At 47.9% G+C, this 19,217-nt stretch carries 10 protein-coding genes; 2 read left to right on the top strand and 8 right to left on the bottom strand.

Annotated features, from left to right (window positions below; genetic code table 11):
• Positions 1-153 precede the first annotated feature (153 nt).
• The gene (locus LKE08_RS26230) at positions 154-1,923 is read left to right on the top strand and encodes a glycosyltransferase (protein WP_324707242.1); all 1,770 of its coding nucleotides are present in this window, start codon (positions 154-156) and stop codon (positions 1,921-1,923) included.
• A 96-nt stretch (positions 1,924-2,019) separates the two neighbouring features.
• Here LKE08_RS26230 and LKE08_RS26235 read toward each other — a convergent pair whose 3' ends face one another.
• From LKE08_RS26235 to LKE08_RS26270, 8 genes are all read right to left on the bottom strand, one after another.
• Positions 2,020-2,811, bottom strand: a complete 792-nt coding sequence (locus LKE08_RS26235) for a class I SAM-dependent methyltransferase (RefSeq protein ID WP_324707243.1) — start codon at positions 2,809-2,811, stop codon at positions 2,020-2,022.
• 52 nt (positions 2,812-2,863) lie between these two features.
• Positions 2,864-3,718: a putative capsular polysaccharide synthesis family protein gene (locus LKE08_RS26240; RefSeq protein ID WP_324707244.1), complete on the bottom strand. Its 855-nt coding sequence runs from the start codon at positions 3,716-3,718 to the stop codon at positions 2,864-2,866.
• Between the two features lie 89 nt (positions 3,719-3,807).
• Positions 3,808-8,343: a tetratricopeptide repeat protein gene (locus tag LKE08_RS26245; protein WP_324707245.1), complete on the bottom strand. Its 4,536-nt coding sequence runs from the start codon at positions 8,341-8,343 to the stop codon at positions 3,808-3,810.
• Between the two features lie 112 nt (positions 8,344-8,455).
• Entirely contained in the window at positions 8,456-13,474 is a 5,019-nt protein-coding gene (locus tag LKE08_RS26250; protein ID WP_324707246.1) for a tetratricopeptide repeat protein, read from the bottom strand.
• Between the two features lie 489 nt (positions 13,475-13,963).
• Entirely contained in the window at positions 13,964-14,998 is a 1,035-nt protein-coding gene (locus LKE08_RS26255; RefSeq protein ID WP_324707247.1) for a calcium-binding protein, read from the bottom strand.
• Positions 14,999-15,575: 577 nt separating this feature from the next.
• Positions 15,576-16,499, bottom strand: coding sequence for a calcium-binding protein (locus LKE08_RS26260; RefSeq protein ID WP_324707248.1), 924 nt, complete (start codon positions 16,497-16,499; stop codon positions 15,576-15,578).
• A gap of 397 nt (positions 16,500-16,896) precedes the next feature.
• A complete protein-coding gene (locus tag LKE08_RS26265) occupies positions 16,897-17,067 on the bottom strand; it encodes a hypothetical protein (RefSeq protein WP_324707249.1) in 171 nt (56 codons plus the stop codon).
• A 39-nt stretch (positions 17,068-17,106) separates the two neighbouring features.
• Positions 17,107-17,313 (bottom strand): hypothetical protein, encoded by a 207-nt coding sequence (locus LKE08_RS26270; RefSeq protein WP_324707250.1) that lies wholly within the window; start codon positions 17,311-17,313, stop codon positions 17,107-17,109.
• A 3-nt stretch (positions 17,314-17,316) separates the two neighbouring features.
• Between LKE08_RS26270 and LKE08_RS26275 the strand changes: the two genes are divergently transcribed.
• Positions 17,317-19,002 carry a DUF1565 domain-containing protein gene (locus LKE08_RS26275; RefSeq protein ID WP_324707251.1) on the top strand — a complete coding sequence of 562 codons (1,686 nt, stop codon included), beginning with the start codon at positions 17,317-17,319 and terminating at the stop codon, positions 19,000-19,002.
• Positions 19,003-19,217 lie beyond the last annotated feature (215 nt).

The following is a 19,217-nucleotide window of genomic DNA, read 5'->3' on the forward strand; positions in this document are numbered from 1 at the left end:
CTATAGAAATCCTGTTCGTAAAGGGTGTTGCTCATGGGGTCGGGTCGAACGGATTCTCAGTGTCGTGTGGTTTCTAGGTTAGCATGGGTTAGGGGGGAGGGGCGATCGGTCGGATTTTGCGTTATCATCTCAATTCCACAGATTTTCAGAAAAATGTCTTCAAAAGTTTATATCACAACACAAATAAAATCAACTTCTAATATCACAATTTTTGCAGTGCCAAAGTCATTTCATGGTGACATTGGCATCATTCAAAGAAATGCGATTTTAAGCTGGAGTTTGCTAAAACCTAAGCCGGAAATAATTTTACTGGGTGATGAAAATGGCACAAAAAGAATTGCTGACGAATTTAATATCATTCATCTATCGAGCATCAAATGTAATCATTTGGGAACTCCTATGCTTGATGATGTTTTTGCAAAAACAAAAAAAATAGCCAGTAATAAAATTTTGGCTTACGTCAATTCTGATATAATTTTAACTCAAGATTTTTCCACAACAGTGCAACAGGTTGCAACAAATTTTTCAGAATTTTTATTGATCGGGAGGCGCTGGAATATCGATCTTAAAACAGCCATTGACTTTCGAGATTTGAATTTAGAAAAAAAATTGAAAAAGCTGATCTGGGATCGGGGAATTCTGGCTTCAGAGACAGCGAAAGATTATTTTGTTTTTCCCAAACATCTGTTTTCAGAGATGCCGGAATTTGCGATTGGTAGAGGATATTGGGACAATTGGATGGTTAATCGAGCATTAGAAAAAAGCTATCCAGTTATAGATGGCAGTCAAACAATTTTTGCATTGCATCAAAACCACAGTTATACTCACGTTCGTGGCAGCAAAACAGAAGCTTATTTCGGAAAAGAAGCCGAACGGAATAAAGTAATTGGGAAAGTTGAAAAATCGGGAAGTATTGGAATTTCAAATTATCAAACAAAACCCTTTCATTTGAGTCGTTTACCACGAGTTAGCGTTGTAATCTTCGATCTCGATGAGCGGATCGTTCAAAAAATCAACGATATTTTAAGTCGAGAATCCATAGAAGTAGAGTTTCTTTTAATCGCCACAGATCGGGCAAAAGAAAAACACATCATTGATCGACTTCATTTCCCAAAAATTAGCAAAGTTTTTCGCGAAAAAGAAAACGAATTAGTGACGAAGAATCGTGCCATTGAAATTGCAAAAGGTGAGTTTATTGTTTTCTTGAAAGGTGACTGCTGTCTGCTACCGGGGATGTTAAATAAGCAAGTTTCTTACTTTGACGATCGCTCGTCAACTGTGGATGTATTACTCAGCGGTTGGCAGAGAGGGGAGGGAGAAACGGTGCTCGAGTTAGAACCTTGGAAATTGCTGCCAGATTTAGAAGATATACATATTTGGAAGTTTTGGCAGTTGTGGCAACCGTTGAGGGAAAGTGCGATCATGTTTCGGCGCGATCGCTTGGAAATGTTTGGCGGATTCGATCCTCGATTGCATCCGGTGGCGGCGAATATAGAGGTTGTATTGCGGATGGTATTGTTAAGGGGGAGTAAAGTGGCGTGGTTGCCGGAAGCGACTTGTCATTGCGATCGCGAAAGGGAGGATTGGGAAAATGTGGTGGCGATGGCATCAGATATAGAGTCAGTGGTGAATTGTTTTTTTGAGCGATCGCTTGTACCCGAATGGATGCGGGAGTTGGAGTCGCGGGCTCGCTATCACGTTATGGTATGGTTGGGGTGGTTGATGTATGAGGCTGGGGAGAAAGAAAGGATGGCGGAGTATTTGGGGCGATCGCTTTCCTATTCCCCTTACCAAACGCAACAGACTGCTGTCAGTTGGGTGCAGAGGTTTAAGAAATTTGCCGAGTCCTCTGGGGAGGAGCTTGGGGAGCGATCGGCTTTGGATTTATTGTTAAAGTATTTCGATATTGCGGAAGGTAGATAGGTGGGAGGTTTTACTTTCATGACAAAAACCCCGGATTTTTTCAAAAAAATCCAGGAGTTTTACTGAATTTGCAAATCTAAAATGCTTGCAATTTGATCAACCAAAAGCTTCCAAATCTTTACAGTATTGACCTATTTTTTGTAACTTATAATTCTGATTTCGTGCCACTACGCTAATGTAATCAAACTCCGTACTCCATCCATTTTGAGCCAGCATTACTTTAACATCAAGGCCTTCCAAGATATCTATGATGTTGTAGTAAACCGCATCCCTGTAATGTTTTAAAAATTTAGGAGATGACAAATACGCCTTATTATAACCGCAACAAAACATACAAACCAAGTGTTTGTAACGATCTAAAAAGTGAAAAACTGCTTGTGTAATTGATGCACTACTGATGTTGAAAAAATCATCAATGACAATGATGCCTCCTTGATGAACGCATTGCAAAGCAAGTTCTAAATCGCTCATAACTCCGTCGTAAGAATGTTCGCCATCGACATGAAACCAACGGAAAGAGTCAAAATAGTCTTTGAGTTTTTCCTTTTTTCTTACAGAAATAGAATCCGCTTGAATCCAGTTTATAGCTTCAATTTTTTTGCCACTGGTCTTAGCTATATTGTCTGCAACTTCTTGTTTTCTCAGATATTTATCTATCAGAAAAAGTTGCTCGTCAGCCTGCAAATGAGTGGCAGATAGTCCACTTGCAAAGCCATACCAAACACCAATTTCACCGATGTTTCCCGAGACACCTAAATTGGTCTGTTGATGTTTTAGTAACAAATCCCATATAGCTGCAGATTGCGTATTTAGACCGCCTCCAGCGGGACTGTTAGCAGCTTTTTCTAGGTAAATTGGTAAATAGTTTGACGAGGTAATAGTAACCATTCTTAAATTCTCCTTTTTTTTCTTATCGAACTGACGTTGTAAGGGTTTAAAATCAAGTTTTCATCTTCCATTTATTGACGAACTGTTCGATCTCCTCTTTCGTATAAAAGTGCTGACAATATTTAGACGAATAGATCCGATCTAAAACGGAAACTGGAAACTTTAAGCTTGACAATATATCTTTATACGAATCTCCATAGTTTTTGTCATCAGAGGTATTTGTTTTGATGATTTTTAGCGGTTTTTCTAAATTCAAAAAATTTGTTAAAATTTCACTCCAATTTTGACTGCTTTCCAATCGAAGAACTAGAATGTCTAGATTGTTTTTTGAGAATGCTGTATAAGCTAATTTTGGGTCAAATTGATATTGATATACATCAATATCAAGAGCCTGTTTAAACTCTCGGTCGAACCAGTTGCAATTTTTTCCAGGATCGCGAACATCGTATTGACAAATTAAATTGTAAATATAATCTTTGATTTCTTTGACTTTCAAGTTCTCATCTGCATCTATAAATTGAGTAAAATCAACTTTTAAGTTTTGAAAGACCGATGAAATTAGCTGACCAATTGGTTCACGAACGGCAGTTATCACTTTTAAAGAAGCATTTTCTCTGCTATCTAGATAATCTCTTAAGATTTTACCGTGTTTTAATTGCAATGTTAAAGGTAGATTTCGGGAAATGAAACTGGCAGTTGAAATCTCCAAGTTTTGAGCAGACAAAAGATGAACGTGAAAAACTGGGTTTGGCAAGTTCAGTTCTTGAAGCGAGTGCAGTATAGTTGCAGATCCTACTTTACCCATTTGGTAAATGGCAATAGGGTAATGTCGATCCATTTCTGTAAAATTCTGCTTTAGTTCTTCGACGGAGAGATTATTTTCAACAAACTTGGATGAGAACGACATAACTTAGTACCTAATTGGTCAATAATTTGTTTACGAATCGCAGAAAAAAGAACTAATTAATTTAGCTCCAATACTCTGAATATTCTTGCCTAATCCGCAGCTTTCAGGATGATTTGCGTAATTAATAGGCTGGCAGTCCTTGAATCGTTGGGAGATAATTCCTCAACCCCCGGCGACTCGATATCAATAACGCAAGGTTCGTCCGGATTAATCGTTCCAGCAGGAATCTCGCCATCAAACGTCCATGAACCATCGCTTTTTTGTTGAATTGTCGTATTTTTAATCCCCACATCGCCTACTTTAACCCTCATTCCTTCGACAAAATCCGGATTCGTAGCTAACAAACCTTCAATTTTAATTTGAAGAGATTTTATGGCGAAAATTTCAGTAATAATCGTGCTGTTTTTTTTCATCCACCGAACAAACTTTCCTTGATAAAATTCCGCCGAAAACCAACCGTCACCCTGCAATTGCTCGTCCATCAAAATTTCTTTCTTTTTAAATATTTTTTTCTCCTCAAAAGGTTTAAAAATTACTTTTTCTACCAGCAAACTTGCCAGCCTTGGGTCATTTTCTCCCAACCGGTGAACCCCCGATGTCTCCAGCATTATCAAACAAGTTTCCCCTAGCACTATCGTACCAGTCGGAATAATTCCTTCAAAAATCCATAACCCTTCTGACTGTTGTTTAACCTCGCCTTCAATGGAGCGATCGTTGATTTTTACTGTCAAGTTGGCCAAAAATTCGGAGCCAACAGCGGCCAAAACATTAACTTGTATTTTAGCTGCATTTTCGACGGTAACTTCGGCAATAATTCCTCCCTTTTTTTCCATCCAACGCACGGGTTTATCGCCAAAAAACTCCGAAGGAAACCAACCCCAACCATTCAAGCGGCCGTCCATGAAAATATCTTGATCTACTTTTTCTTTTGCACCGCCTTCAAAATGATTTGAAATTCCACCTTCTTCAAAGGCAATACTTTCGATCAAAAAAGCTAAATCTCTGTTAGCTCCATCTATCAAATACTTCTCAGTTTTCAATGTAAAGTAATTAGAACCGGGCTGCAAGTCAACAAAAGTAGTAAAAGTATTAGGCTGACTAATGTCCGTACTTGATGCCGACTCTTTTAATAATAATTCGTCCTCTAAATACACTTCAATAATCTGTCCTTCACAAACATTTCGACCGGAAATTGTGAGCCTTCCTTGCTTCGCTTTATCAGCCGTAATTACAAACCGACTTTCCGGCCAAATTGCCCATCGACTAGAACTCAAAACTCCGATATCTTGGTTGGGCTTTTCTAAGTGGTCGAAACCTCGCAAAATAGCAAATTCTAGCTCTTGACCCTGCCAAATATCTCGAACCAAAGATTTTTTAGCAGTTTTATCGATATAAATAGGTTCGGCAATTTTTGGTTTTTTAACGCCGAATTTTGTGGCAGGATTTAGTTGCAATTTTTCCAACCAGTTTACTTCTTGAAGGGCGGCCACAAATTTTAAATAGCTGGCTTGCAAAGAAAAAGTGTTCGCAACATAAATTGGAGCGGTAGCAGTTAATCTCGATAATTGATCGCGATCGGAATACAATTCTGTAATCATTTGTGCTAAAGCTTCGGGATTTTTCGTGTCCACTAAACGACCTGAAATTCCATCGGCGATCGCTTCTTGTACCCCTCCAACTCGATAACCAACGGCAGGAGTACCGCAGGCAGCAGCCTCGATAAATGTCTGACCGAACGCCTCTTCTAAACTGGGTCCGACAAATAAATCGGCGGCGCTATAATAAAGAGCCAAAACAGAAGGATCGTTAATAAAACCCGCTTGATAAAGCTCGAATTTACCTTCAGAATCGAGACCGTAACCAAACCCCACAAGCATCGCATTATCTAAAGCAGCAATCTGTAATGCTTCGATCAAATCTTGAGTTCCTTTCCGCCGATCTTTCATGGACTGACAGCCACTAATAATAATAAATTTATCCGGCGGCAAGCCTAACTTTTGACGACACAAAGATTTGTCGTGTGGATAAAAAACGTTTAAATCTAGACCGTAATAAATGCCGTGAAATCGACCGTCTAAACTTAGAAATTGCTGGCGAGATAAATGGTTGAGAATGGCATAGCGAGCCCAGTTAATTGTAGAGTTACTATTGCCCACTACGATCAAATTATCAGATTCTTTTAAAATCCGATGTTTTTTATCGAAAGCATCAGCTATTTCGTCGCCGAGTAAACTGGGATATTCTTGTTGAGTCGGACAACCCCGATCGCATGAAGTCATGTATTTTTCGCAACTACCATTGTAAGCACATCGACCCGTTAGCAACCAGCGATCGTGCATGACAAAAATAGTTGAAAATTTGGAGGTTAACATCTCCAAAATTTCAATGTTTTGCTTGATATTATGAACGTTTCCCACGACTACTAAATCGGGTTCTACGCTGGCAATTAAGTTATAGACATCCGTTACTGATATGTCTGCTGGAGCAAAAGACCATTCCGCTCTAGCTGCAATGGGAATTACTTGATGTCCCGCCAAAGTAAATGCTTGAGCTATACGCTTGTGAGCGATGCCCGCTCCTCCCAAGAAGCCAATATCATTAAAAAATACCACTCTTAGACTATTTCGCTTGGGTTCAATGGCTTTTGCCTGTGGCGCAGGACAATTTAATTGCACTCGCAGGGCGTCTCGCGCTTTAGTCAGTTCGGGAGTATATTTGTCAGTAGTGCTAGTTTTCTGTTCGGGGTGCATCCGATATTGAGCGATCGGAGTACCGATAACATGAATATGAGCTCCGCAGGCAGCAAATCTCGCCCACAACTCATAATCCATACTATAATACAAAGACTCGTTGATCGAACTACCAGATTTTTCCCATATTTTCCGACTAAACATAACCTCTGGCTGATAGAAAAATTTTCCACTCAGCCAACTGTTTTCGATATCTAAGATGTCTTTTAAGGGTAAGACACCGTTGGGGCAAGATGTGATATGTTCGCCAACTTGTCTATCATTTTCAAATATTTGACAGATCCCAGCGACGATATCTGCTTTACTGGTGTGAAATGCCAAAGCCATTGCGTAAAGAGCACCGGGGGCGAGGCGATCGTCGCTATTTATCCATGTTAATATGTCTCCGGTGGCGCGATTTAATCCTTTATTGAGAGCATTACTTTGCCCGTTATCGGGTTCACTGACGACGTAACTAAAATGTTCTCGATAGCGATCGACTACACTCATCGTTTCATCCGTCGAACCCCCATCGATTAATATATATTCGATGTTCGGATAGTTTTGATTTGCGACAGAAAGAATGGTTTCTTCAATAAATTTTCCTTGATTGTAAGAAGGTGTAACGATAGATATTTTTGGCCACGGACTGCCGTCGGGTAAAGTTATCGGCCACTGAAAATTTTTGTGAGCAATATAAGGCCATTGTTCGGGGTATTTTTCTACCGATGGAGCGACAATAATCTCTGGTTTGATCGCCGTGTCAGTCGTCTTTTCTGCCTGTAGTGCATCAGCCAATCTATTGTAGATTGCAGCGTGAATATCAGGTTCAATATCGATCGCTTTTTTGTAGTATTTTATTGCCTCTGACCATTCCCCAAGTATCGTAAAAGCATCGGCTAGTTTCACGTAAACCCATAATGAGTTCGGATTGATGTCTATTGATTTTTTATAAAAATGAATCGCCTCGCTTGTCCGATCAATTATTGCGAGGGATTCTCCAATTTTTTGATATAACTCATCATGATGTTTCGTGTCAATTTCGATTGCACGTTGATACGCTTCAACCGCCTCTTCCCACTTCTCCAATTTTGAAAGCGCATCTCCCAAATTATGATGGGATAAAGCAAGATCTCCTTTTAAACTAATTGTATCTTGATATGCCTCGATCGCCTCCTCCCACTTCTCCAACTTGGATAACGCATCCCCCAAATTGTAGTGAGACCACACAAAATCCGGGTTCAAACCGATCGCACTCCGGTAAGCTTCCACCGCCTCCTCCCACCTCTCCAGCCGGGAAAGTGCGTCACCCAAACTGTTGTGGGACCAAGAAAAATCCGGTTCCAAACCGATCGCACTCCGGTAAGCCTCCGCCGCCTCCTCCCAGCGTTCCAGGCGGCTCAACGCCTCCCCCAAACCGTGGTGAGCCCTCGCCAAATTCGGGTTAACCGCGATCGCCTTTTTGTAAGCCTCAACCGCCCCCGCAAAATCCTCCTGTTTCGCCAGAGCCGATCCCAAATTATAGTGGGGTAAAGCCGGGTCGATCGCCGTTTTACGAAGCCGACGACGGGGGGATGAAATCTCCTCACACCGATAATTTTTATCCCGCAAAAGCTGCGCCAACTTTTGATAAACTTCCCCCCAATCCGGCTTCAACTCCACCGCTTTTTGGTAAGCCGCGATCGCTTCCTGAACCCGGCTCAATTTGACCGCCGCATCCCCCAAACAGTGGTAAACATCAGCCCCATTCGGATTCAATTCGATCGCATCCCGATAACAGGCGATCGCCTGCTCCCATTTCTCTTGTTCGGCCAGTTCTTTGCCCGCATTCAACGCTTGCAAATAGCCCTCTGGGAAAAGTGGAATCACCTGATTTGTCGAACGTCCTGAAGCCATTGTTTAACCGTTCCTAATCAATCTTAAGGGATGGATAAAATTGAATCTCTGAGCCGACTTACTCTTCTATACGATCGCGCGGATAACTATCCGGAGACTTGGCGATTATTTTTCAAGCTGGCCGACTCTCCTGTTGGCGGTGCTTTTCCGCCAAGGCACTCGCCCGCTCGTAGGCTTTGACGGCCTCATCGAGCATCTCCCGCTGCTGGTAGGCATCTCCCAAACTGTGGTGAGCTTCCCAATTCTCGGGTTCCAATTCCACCACTTTTTGATAGTGGGAAATAGCCTCCTCGGTTTGGCCTTGCTCGAATACCAGATCCGCCAGATCGTGATGAACCCAAGCCAAATCGGGATTCAGCTTCACCGCCTTGCGGTAGACCAAAAGTGCGTCGTCCCACCGTTGCAGTTCAGCCAATGCCTGACCTAACTTACCGTAAAACTCCGGCTGACCCGGATGGTTTTCAATTCCTTTTTGATAAACCGCGATCGCATCCTGCCAGCGACCCCTTGACAGCAGCATTTCCCCCAGATTATCATAGATTTCAGTTCGGGACGGATCGGCTTGAATCGCACGACCGTAACAGCCGATCGCCGCTTCCAAATTACCCGATTTCGCCCAAGCATTTCCCAGGGCGATATCCTCCGCCACCGAACCCCCGCCCGGTTCCAATTCCCGCGCCCGGTTCCAGCATTCCGCCCAGGCTTCCACCTTGCCCAAGCGCTTCCAAATTCGCGCCAAATTGCGGTGTGCCGAAGCCAAATTCGGCTTCAGTTCGATCGCCCGCTGGTAATGTTTGATCGCCACATCCCAGCGCCCCTCGCGGCCGTAGAGACTGCCCAAATTGACATGAACTTCGGCAAAATCCGGGTTCAACTCGATCGCCCGTTCGTACTTCTCCCGCGCCGCCACCGCATCGCCCGAACCTTGCAACGCATTGCCCCAAATCTTGTAAATTTGAGCCTCATTTGGAGCGATCGCAACGGCTTCCTCACAGGCTGCGACCGCGCGATCAAATTCTTTCTGTTTTAAATGAGATTCCGCCTGATCGATATAAGTTTTGACGCGATCGGTTTCATTCGCTTTGAGGGGTGCAGTCGCCAACATATCCTCGCTGCGGATGGGTTGATTTCCCTTTCCATTCCGTTCTAAATTCACGGGATATAAAACCAGATTTCCCTTTTGCCGCCGTTCCGCTTCTGCCAGTTTTTGACGGGCTTGATTCAAGTTTTCATCCCGCTCGATCGCCCGATGGTAACAGGCGATCGCCTGGGTAATCTGTCCCTGTTTTAACAAAGCATTTCCCAAGACAAAATGTTCGGTGGCTTTCACTTTATCCGGTTCCAGGGAATAGGCTTCGTACAGACAACCCGCCACCTCCTCTTCTCGGTTCAACTGCCGCCACACTTTCGCCAAATTCCAATAAATCAGTGCGGATTTGGGGTGAAAATCCAACGCCTTATGATAGAATTGAATTGACTGATGCCACTGCTTTTGATAGGCGTACAAACTGCCCAAATTAAGATAAACTTCCCCATCTTCTAGCCCCAAAGCTATCGCCTTTTCGTAATAACTTTGGGCGACTGCGCGATGCACCTGAGCCTGTTCAATTTGCCCCAGAATTTTATAGGCTTCGGCTATGTCAGGCTGCAACTCCAAGGCTCGCCGACAGTCCGCCGCCGCCTCGGGCAGATTTCCCAATTTAGCAGCCAATTCCGCCCGTTGCAAATAATCTTCAACTCCCAATTGTTCGGAAATTTGAAGGGTGACGGCAGTATTTTCCGCTTCTTCTCCGATCCAAATATCAGATAGTTGTTGATACCTGTCCTCGGGCTGAGGTTGGGGAGGCGGAACAGTTGCAGACGTCTGTTGAATGGGAACTTCTGGAGCTGCTGATTTTAAGTCTGAATCCCCTCCAAAACCAGAAAAAATGCGGTTAAATATTCCGAAAAATCCTCGATTATTTTGCGATTTTGATGTTTTTAAATGATGCCGATTAGCCGATCGCATTCTCGGTTTTGAAGGTCGATTACGCACCGCCCCGATCGCCCGTAACGTCAGATTTTCTTGATAGTCAGAAGCGTCCCGACCCGAGTATTGCTGGCGTTTCATCGCCTCACCCAAATGGTGATAAGCCTCGTCTGAATTGGGGTCGGATTCGATCGCACGGCAGTAGGAGGAAATCGCCCGCGTCACCAGCCCCATTTCCATCAAATTGGTCGCCAGATCGAGGTGATCGTCTGCAGACACCTGTTCCCCGTCCAAAGAATAGGCGTGATACCAACATTCCGTCGCTTCTTCCATTTGTCCCAACTGCGTCCAAGCCCGGGCGAGGTTGCGGTAGGCGGCGCCCAATTTCGGCTGTAGGGCGATCGCTTTTTGGTAGCAGGCGATCGCCTCTTGCCACTGTTTTTGGTGGGCGTAAATGGTTCCCAAATTGCTGAAAACGTCGGCGAAATCGGGCTGCAATTGGATGGCTTTGGCATACCACCGTTTCGCCTCTTCAACTTGTCCCTGAGCCTGTCGGGCGTTGCCCAACAACTTGTAAGTTCGGGCATCCTGGCGGATCGCGATCGCCCGCTGACAGGCTTGGACTACCTGCTCGTATTGTCCCTGATGATACAGGGTTTCTGCCCCTCGGAAATAGACCTCCAAATCTTCGCTCGAAACCAACAAGCCACCCGCCGGAGGAGCGACGTTTTTCGGGGGCGAATGGCTGGGAGGATCGAAGGTTGGGATGGGGCGATCACTTCCCGTTTCAATCGTCGCAGTTGACTCGTTCCCATCCCGGGACGGACTGCGACTCGTGCCCGTAGCTGGGGCAGGGCGATTGGTCGGTAACTGTGTGAAAGACACCATTGTATTTTTTTGGATACCGGCAATATTCATCATTTTTTCAAGAGATTTTATGGAAATCAGAACATCTTCCATCAATGGATTGGGATACATCAGTTGTCGGATGGGATAGCAGTCAAAAGCCTCGCCCTTGATGTAATAGTGATGCAAGCCCAATTGCTGACTGATGACCCAGTAATAATGGCGGATGTAGTGGGGCGATACCAGTTCGATAACCGTCGTCCCCGGACGGCAAAACATCAGGTTCGTCAGCCCGCTGCCGTGGGGGGCGACGATCGCTTCGGCGTTGGCAAATAAGAAAGCCTGTCGTTCGACGCTCAAAGCTTCCAAGGCGACCGGAACGAACCCGTATTTTTTCAGACAGGCGATCGCTTCATTTTCATTGACAACTTGGCGATAACTCGACTGATTTCGGCTGATATAAATTCGGGTGGGAAACTGAAAATTACCCCGGCAACTCGTCGATAAAAATTGACGGCGATGAAAAGCTAAAGCCTGCGGCGACGGCCACCCCAACGCATCGGGAAAGGAGGGAACGAGCAGCCGTTCCGCCCGGATGTGGGGATGGCGATCGCTTTCGATGATTTTTTCCAAAGGAATTCCCAATTTCAAAAGGGTTTCCTTTTGAAAGGGAGCTTGATAACTGTTGATCAAAAATCGGTCGATACTTCGCACAGTATACCCCCGGCGACGGAGGATGTCAAATCGAGGCAAAATATCAACCATCCAGTGAAAGTAGACGTTCCCCGACAACCCCGACAAAACAGCCACCGTCCCCGCGACGAACTCCGGCTGCGGAAGTTCCTCAATTCTCAAATTTTTGTGGGGGTTAGAATTTTGACAGTTGGGTAATTGACCCGGATAATTACGCGACAATTCGGGGACGAAGCGATTGCCCCCATCCCACACCGCGATCGCGTTGCAAACCATCCAATCGTTCTTTTGGGGGACGACCCAAATCCGCCCATTTTTGAAGACTTTTGCTTCGCATTTCGGCGACGTTTGAATGGGTTTTGCACGGGGATTTAATCGATAAATTTGCGCTCCGAGGTGGCGGGGCTCGAAGGATTTTAGAATTCCCTCCAGACAGGGACGGCAGTTCAAACCGTCGCAGGGGGGGGTGGAGGAACTTTTTGGAGCCTCGATTCGGCCGGTTGCCGGTTCAATTTTTGCCTCGGAAGATCTGACAAATTCTCGATATTTTATCCCGGCAATTTGATAAACAAAGCGAGCCGCATTGTCTCTTCCCTGTTGGCTGAGACAGTATCCCAAACGGAGATAAATTGTACTCGAATCGGGATGAACCAAGAGCGCTTTGTGATAGTGCGACTCACCTTTCTTGGGTTCCCCATATTCCACCATTACATCACCCATATAAAGGTGAATTTTGGCAAAAAACTCTAAAGTTTTTGTCAGTTTTTCTCGACTTTTTAGCGCAGTAAGGAAATCTGCACAAGCTTGTTTAGACCGTTCCAACTCATCTTTTCCGGTCAACATTTTCGCCCGGTTGCAATAATGTTCGACCCACGGATTGTCCGTCGCGATCGCCGCTTTAAGGCCGGCGATCGCCTCCCGCAACCGACCCATTTCTATCAGGCTATAACTGCGATGATAGCGGGCGAGTTGGAAATCCGGTTTAAGTTGCAAAACCCGTTCAAAACATTCCGCCGCCAGCCGATGTTTTCCCAGGTGCTGCCAGGCCCGACCCAGGTGATAATAACCCGCCATATTCTCGGGTTCAATGCCGATCGCACGTCGCCATGTGAAGACCGCTTTTTGGGCTTCTTGTCGCTCCAAAAACGCTTGCCCAAGGTTGAGATAGAGAACCGCTTCTCCCGGAAATTTAGAAATGGCAATTTCCAAAATTTTTACCGCTTCCTCTAATCGTTGTTCTCGGACTAGCAATCCCCCTAAATTATTGTGAGCATCGACATCGAGCGGATCAACCTCGATCGCCTTTCGATAACTCCGCATCGCTGCGTCAATTTCGCCACAATCTTGGAGCGCAACCCCCAAATTGTAATGTATCTTGGGAAGGTTTGAATTCTGTGCGATCGCGCGCCGATATTGAGCAATCGCTTCTGTCAAGTTGCCGAGCTTATAGTACAGCCACCCCAAATGATACCGAAGTTCCGGGCGATCGGATGCCCTAGAAAGTGCCTGTCGGTACAGGGATACCGCCTCTTCAAATTGCCCATTTTTCTCGCAGATCGAACCCATCGCCGCCCACCTGTCGGCTACTGGAAATTTGACTTTGGACTCCGGGTAACTTGACATCAATACCCTCGACAATTTTTAACCGAGAATGAAACAGCCCTGCTTGGAAAGGGGGACTTTGAATGAATTCTCCCCCCCCAATTCTCCCCCCTTACAAAGGGGGGGGCGAGGGGGATGAATAAAGGTGAACGAGCCAATCTGCCATCTCAACTTGAAGCCAGATGATTTCAAAGTCATCGTCACTTAAATTCAAATTCGTTCCCAACTGGGCGAATCGGGAAATATTTCCCAATTCGTCGATTTGGAAATTTCCAAGAATCGGGGTTTCGAGGTCAGTCCTCTTTACCCAACTGTAACCACGCTCTTCGATCATTGCTATATAGCAGTGTGAAATGATTCGCGAAAATTCGATCCGGTCAAAGCCCCCAGAATTGGGGGTTTGGGGGCTAGATATGTTTCATGATGACTTCACACTGCTATATCATGTCTGCCAGAATAGTTTGAATCAATGCGATCCGGTTCCCCGGGTCAGGTTTGAATTAAAACCAATTAAATAATTTCAAAATCATCATCACTTAAATTCAGACCCGTTCCCAACTGGGCGATTCGAGAAATACTTCCCGATTCATCGATATAGTAAAACTGACCGCTGTTCGGGTCGTAGATCAAGTTGGCTCCCTGAGTCGGGGTCTGACCGGGAATAAAGTTCCCGACCGAAGCAAATTCTCCGGAATCTAAACTGCCACCCAACGCACCGAAGATCGAATCTGACAGTTGGATGGTATCTTCGTCGGGGTCGAAGTCGGTGAGGGTATCGGCGTTTTCTTCCCCAAAATAAGAGAAGGCGAATGTGTCGGCTCCAATTCCTCCCGTCAGAACATCACTTCCTTTATCGCCGTGGAGAATATCATCTCCTTCACCCCCCAAAACGGTATCGTTCTCCTGGCCTCCGTAAATCGTATCGTTACCGGAGCCACCATCTGCCGTATCATCTCCCCGACCGGCCAGAATCAGGTCATTCCCACCGCCACCACTAACGCTGTCATCTCCCTTATCGCCGAAAACCTGATCATTTCCTTCCCCCCCCAGGACGATATCATTACCCTGACCCCCATAAACGCGATCGTCTCCGGAACCGCCATCGACGAAATCCTCGCCCTGGTTCCCCTGAACGAAGTCATCATCGTCTCCGCCGTAAACGGCATCGTTCCCTTCGCCGCCGTAAACTTCATCTTGGCCGGAACCGCCACTGACGATATCGTCGCCTTTGTCTCCGAAGACTTCATCATCGCCGTCTCCGCCGTCAACGGTGTCGTTGTCCTGGCCGCCGTGGGCGGTGTCTTGGCCGGGTCCGCCATCGATGAGATCTTCGCCTTGGTTGCCTTGAAGAAAGTCGTCACCCTCGCCGCCCGCGGTGGTATCATTTCCCAAGCCCCCGGCGAATTCGTCGTTATTGTTCCCGCCGGTGAGATTGTCATTGCCCGGTCCGCCGGCAAAGATATTCGGCTGTTCCGTGGCTCCCCGGAAGATCAAACTTCCGTCGGAGAGCTCTTCGATTTGAGGGGTTTCAATAATTTGTGACATGGTGGAGGACTTTCCTAATACAAAGAGCAACTCATGATTGATCGGGCGATCGGCACCTTAATGACATTGATTCCCACTCTTGAAATGGGGGGTAGGTGAAGGGATATCGCAACAGACTCTAATGGTTAGCTGGATCTTCTCACCCTGTCTCAAATCTGATGGTTCGCAATTGTGCAGTCGTCCGACACCAGATTACTGCACAAACTACTTCTTTACTCCAGCCACAAAGCCACTCATCCGGACAGAACATCGATCATTCTCACCCGTCCGGCGTGTTATATCAAATCCAGTTGAATGCTCGGAACAAAACGGGTTGGATATCCAAACCGCTTGGGAATCAATTCCCTTTTCTTGTCGCTCAAATCATATTCAGATGATTGGGGAGGTTTAGGAGGGGATAACCGCATCTGATCTCATAGCAATGAGCGATCGTGTGTTTACAATCAGCATAAAAAAAATGCAGGGTTATCACTAACCCTACATTTCAAATAATGTTCGATGAGTTTTGGGGAGCTGATCATTGTGGCTCCCAACTGAAAATCACTTGAATAAAATTCCGATCGCGATCCGTTAAACTCTAGAACAGCTCGAAATCGCCGCCATCGATAGTCGGATTTCCCGCGAAGGTAGCCACGAGATCCCCGTCGAAGTACAGTTGGCCAGTGGTTTCGTTGTATTCCAATCCAGAGCCAGTCGGTGCCCCAGTGATGACTGTAAAATTCCTCGTGTTATACCCGGCGGCGATGCTGAGGGCAATGGAATCTTCACCGGCCACGAAGTCGGTAACGATATCGCCATCGGGGGTGGAAGTGAAGGCAAAGGTATCAGACCCAGCGCCACCGGTCATGACGTCGCTGCCTTTGTCCCCGGCGATGAAGTCGTTACCGGCTCCGCCTTGGACGCTGTCGCTGCCTTGACCGCCATACATGATGTCGTTGCCGTCGCCACCTTGGAGAAGGTCGTTGTCTTGTTCCCCGTAGAGAATGTCGTCTCCTTCGCCGCCTTGAAGGACATCATCGCCTTCGTTACCGCGCATGATATCATTGCCGGCACCACCAGCTAAGGTGTCGTTACCCTTGTCGCCCCCCATCAGATCGGCTCCATCTCCGCCGTACAGGAGGTCGTTGCCCTGACCGCCGTAGAGTAGATCGTTACCGTCTAAGCCATAGATGGTATCGTTACCTTGGTTGCCGTAGATCTCGTTGTCACCCGTACCGCCAACGAGGGAGTCGTTCCCCCCGCCTGTTATGTCATCGCCGTAGATGATCATACTGGGGTTATCACCCGCAACGATGGTATCTGCATCTGAGCTACCGACGACTATGGAAGCACCTGCGCTTGATTCCGCAGGAGTTCCATCGGGGTTGAGCGCTGCATTAACACCGGGCTGAATTCTTATACTTTGACCGGACGCGAGGGGTCGGATCGTAACGGCTCCATTCACACCTGGGCCGATGACAACGTCGGCTACCTGTGGATTAATATCGGCTATATTTGACATGAGTGCTCCTCACGAGTATTGGACAATTGAACAATTTTCGACAATTGGGATTCTACAATAGGAGTCTGGATATGTGGTAGGTTTGTGAGTGATTTTGGCTAAATTGTGCTGAACTTTATCGATCTACAAGCCAATTCTCACTTTATTTATCCGAAACAATATGGGCAACACCCCGAACTATTTGTGCCTCATCAATTGAGGTTAAGATCCGGAGAGTTTGTGAAACTTAGACCTAGGGTTTTGGCTGGCATTACCGATCGCTAATGCTTCTAGAGAATTCCTCCAAAATTCAAGATGAATCAAAAAATCATCATTAGCTTAACAGATCGTGCCGAACCCTGGCAATAGCTCGAACACTTTCAACTCAACACTCCCCCAACACTTGATATATCAAGCGTTACAAACTCTCCATTTCGGAGGGGGCCAATTTCCCCTCGGGCTGGAACTGGCCGTTCAAAAGATCCGTCTCGGCGTACCAATTGGGCAATTTTGGAAATTGGATCATCGATCGCGCGGACAGATCTCCGGCTTTTTTAGGAAGACGCAAGCCGTGGGGGAAAGGTTCCAAAATTTTTCTCGGAGCGGCGAGGGCACCCTGACAACCCTTTCAAACCTCCGTATCATCGGGGATCTGGATCTCCAGACCGTTGAGCGATCGCCCCGGATCGGCTAAAATTCTCACGGGTGGCGGGATATCCTCCCCGCCCCATTTCCGATCCCCGGCCACCTCCGAGTGCTTGCATCCCAACATCCACGACCAACAACCTCCATGACAGATCGGCATTTTCTCACACATCGGGTTTTTCTGAGTCATCAATTGAGCCCATCCCCGTTTCGATTTCCAACATGGCGGCGGCTGGGCATCGGCCTCCTGATCGCGCCCCTCGCCCTCGGGCCGATCGCCCCCCTTCTCCCGACCGCATCGGCGATCGCGGCGGGACGAGTCGCAGAAAACGGAGGAGATGGGACACCCGCAACCCTTCCCCCCACCCGAATTTCCCAACAACCCGCCGCGGCCCAAATCCTCCACGTCGATCCCGCCCGGGGCATCGACAGCGCCGGTTCCACGGGCTCCGAAGCGGGTCCGTTTCGCAGCATCACCTACGCCCTACAAAAGGCGACCCCCGGCACCGTGATCCAGTTGGCACCGGGCACCTACAGCCAGGAGACGGGGGAAGCCTTCCCCATCACCCTCAAGCCGGGGGTGACGCTCCGGGGGGACGCGGCCACCAACGGCCAGACCGTGGCGATCGTCGGCGGGGGCAATTACGTCAGCCCCACCTTCGCCCGCCAAAATGTCGGCATCCGCACCCTCGGCGACAGCCAAATTGTCGGCGTCACCCTCACCAACCCCAACACCCGGGGGACGGCGCTGTGGGTGGAAAATTCCCACCCCACCATCACCAATTCCACCTTCGTCAACAGCCAGCGGGACGGCATTTTTATCAGCGCCGAGGGAGACCCCCAAATTCTCGACAATCTTTTTTCCCAAAATGCGGGCAACGGGATCTCCGTGGCGCGATCGGGCCGGGGGGTGATTCAAGGCAACTTGTTCCAAAATACCGGCTTCGGCATTTCCGTCAATGACGAAGCCTCGCCCCAAATCGTCAAAAACCGGATCGTGGAAAACCGGGACGGGGTGGTGGTGTCCCACGCCGCGCAGCCGATATTGCGAAATAACCTGATCGAAAACAACAGCCGGGATGGCATCGTCGCGATCGCCCAGGCCCAACCTGACCTGGGGACACCGGACGATCCCGGGGGCAACGTGATCCGCAACAACGATCGCTACGACCTCTACAACGCCACCCGAGGGTACACCATTTCGGCGATCGGCAACGAAATCGACGAATCTCGCATTTCCGGCCCGGTGGAATTCGTGGCGGCGGCAGTCGAACCCCCGGACGTGGGCATCGAACTCGGCGCCATTTCCGACCTGCGGGGACATTGGGCGCAATCTTACATCGAAGCGCTGGTCGCCCGGGGCATCATGTCCGGATTTGAGGACGGTTCCTTCCGCCCGGACGAACCCGTGACCCGCGTCCAATTTGCCGCGATCGTCCGCAACGCCTTTTCCCCCGCCCCCCAGCAACCGCCGGGGGAATTCGCCGACGTTTCCGGCGACTTTTGGGGATACGAAGCGATTCAAACCGCCTACCGGGCCGGGTTCCTGTCCGGATACCCCGACGGCCAGTTTCGCCCCGGCGAACCCATCACCCGCATTCAGGGGATCGTCGGTCTGGCCCAGGGCCTCGGCTACCGCTCGGACAATGTGGACGTTTTGTCCCTCTACCAAGATGCCGGCGAGATTCCCAATTGGGCCGGGCCCGCCGTGGCGGGGGCGACCGCCCAAAATCTGGTGGTGAACTATCCTGACCCGGATCGGTTGAACCCCAACCGCCTCGCGACCCGGGCCGAAGTCGCGGCCTTCGTCTACCAAGCCCTGGTCAACGCGGGGGAGGCGGAAGCGATCGCCTCCCCGTACCTGGTGAGCGTCCCGTAGTTGGGGAGTGGGGAGCCAGGGGAGGCGGAGGAGGCAGGGGAGTCAAATCCTATCTGTGTTCTTCCTCGGCTTGACCGTTGCTTGACCGTTGCCTGACCGAAGCCCAGACCCGATCCGAATCAATGCCACTAACCAGCTCTCCGAGATCGGGGAGCTGGCAGTGGGGTGGGTTTGATTATGGTTAGGGTCTTTATTCGGCTGACCCCAATTGAAGG

This window comes from Lyngbya sp. CCY1209, from assembly GCF_035615495.1.
Classification (GTDB): Bacteria; Cyanobacteriota; Cyanobacteriia; order Cyanobacteriales; family Microcoleaceae; genus Limnospira.